Consider the following 697-nt stretch of genomic DNA (forward strand, 5'->3'; position numbering starts at 1 on the left):
TCACAAGCGCGCTTCGAAGAAATTCGTGATGAGTACCTGAAGTTCTCTGAAAATCTAACTGGCGATATTGATATTCAAATTATCCCGATTTCAGCGCTGGAAGGCGACAACGTAGTGGATAAAGGACAGAACCTGAACTGGTTTGAAGGTCCATCGTTGCTTGAGTTGCTAGAAACGGTGGATGTGGACTACGAAAAAGGTGCGGGTGAATTCCGTTTCCCTGTTCAGTACGTGAATCGTCCTAACCTCGATTTCCGTGGCTTTGCGGGCACGGTGTCGTCTGGCTCTGTGAAAGTCGGTGATGCCATCAAAGCATTGCCGTCAGGTAAAACGTCGACTGTCGCTCGCATTGTGACCTTCGATGGCGACATTGAAGAAGCGCAAGCTGGTCTAGCCGTTACGCTGACTCTGAATGATGAAATTGACATCAGCCGTGGTGATTTGATCGTGCTTGAGAACGCGCAAGTGCAAACCACCAACCATTTGCTTGCCGATGTGGTGTGGATGACTGAGCAGCCGTTGCAACCTGGTCGCGATTACGACATCAAGATTGCAGGTAAGAAGACCGTTGGTCACGTAGAGTCGATTCGTCACCAGTACGACATCAATAACTTGTCGACGCATGGCGCTGCGGAACTGCCTCTGAATGGCATTGGTTTGTGTGAGTGGTCGCTCAATGAATCAGTAGCTTTGGACA

At 49.5% G+C, this 697-nt stretch carries 1 protein-coding gene; it reads left to right on the forward strand.

What is annotated here, in order from left to right; genetic code table 11:
- A partial coding sequence (locus R7R78_RS26440; protein WP_406707401.1) for an elongation factor 1-alpha C-terminal domain-related protein occupies positions 1-697 on the forward strand: 697 nt, incomplete at both ends.

Source organism: Vibrio sp. 2134-1 (assembly GCF_033339495.1).